General features: G+C 56.1%; 1 protein-coding gene. It reads left to right on the forward strand.

From position 1 onward, the window contains the following. Positions 1 to 43: 43 nt before the first annotated feature. Positions 44 to 1,115 (forward strand): IS630 family transposase (locus FJ694_RS36510; protein ID WP_157272402.1); only part of this gene is annotated, 1,072 nt, incomplete at its 3' end.

Genomic DNA, 1,115 nt, shown 5'->3' on the forward strand with positions numbered 1-1,115 from the left:
TATTAACCTGGCAATTCAATAATTCACCGCCTATATTGTGTTCATGAGCAAGATCGACGGTCGCCATCTTTCCGAAGACACACTGCAGTACCTGCGGCGACAGGCACATGAACTGCGCAAGTCAGGGCGCACCTGGAGCGCAATAGCGGAAGCACTTGGTGTGAGCCGGCGCGTTGTTATCAAGTGGGCCGCCAAGTTTGGGGTTGGTGGTGACGATGAATTGAAATGTGTAGTTTCCGGTAAGCGCGGACACGGATTTGGAGAAAATCGCACCTTGAGCTTGGCGCAGGAAACACTGCTGCGTGACAAAATTATGGAAGGCAGCCCGTCTCGACTAGGATTGCCTTATGCGATGTGGACGCGTGCGGCCGTGCAGCAGGCCGTCAAAGTCATGTGGGGCGTTGACATGCCCATTCGCACGGTGGGCGAGTATCTGAAGCGCTGGCATTTCACGCCGCAGCGGCCTGCCAAGCGGGCCTTGGAGCAACGTCCCGCGGACGTGAGGTATTGGTTGGAGGTGGCGTATCCCGACATCGTGCGCCGGGCCAAGGCTGAGCATGGTGTCATCTATTGGGAAGACGAGACGGCAGTGCGGCAGGACACAGCCTGGATACGAGGCTATGCACCTGCGGGCCACACGCCGACTGAGGATTACGCCACCAAGCGGCCCACGCCAGGCATCACCATGATTTCGGCGCTGACCAATCAGGGATTGCTGCGTTTTGAGTTTCACGATGGGGCTATCAATGCTGAGCGGTTCATCGAGTTCCTGTGCGACCTGATTCATGATGCGCAGTCCAAGGTATTCCTGATCGTGGACAACTTGAAGGTGCACAAGGCCAATAAAGTTCAGGACTGGCTGCGCGCGCACAATAACGAAATCGAGTTGTTCTACCTGCCGCCGTATTCGCCTGAACTGAACCCTGATGAGTTGGTCAACCGGGACCTCAAGACCGAATTGCGCACACGGCCGGCATCAAGCAGCCGCGGAATTCTGCGCAGCGTCGCACACGATTTCATGAAGGTTTTGCAAGGCATGCCGCAACGAATCATGAACTACTTTCGAGGTTCACATCTCGCGTACGCCGGCGAACAAATCGGTGCATGCACTGTTT

It is taken from the genome of Azohydromonas aeria, from assembly GCF_009760915.1.
Classification (GTDB): Bacteria; Pseudomonadota; Gammaproteobacteria; order Burkholderiales; family Burkholderiaceae_C; genus Azohydromonas; species Azohydromonas aeria.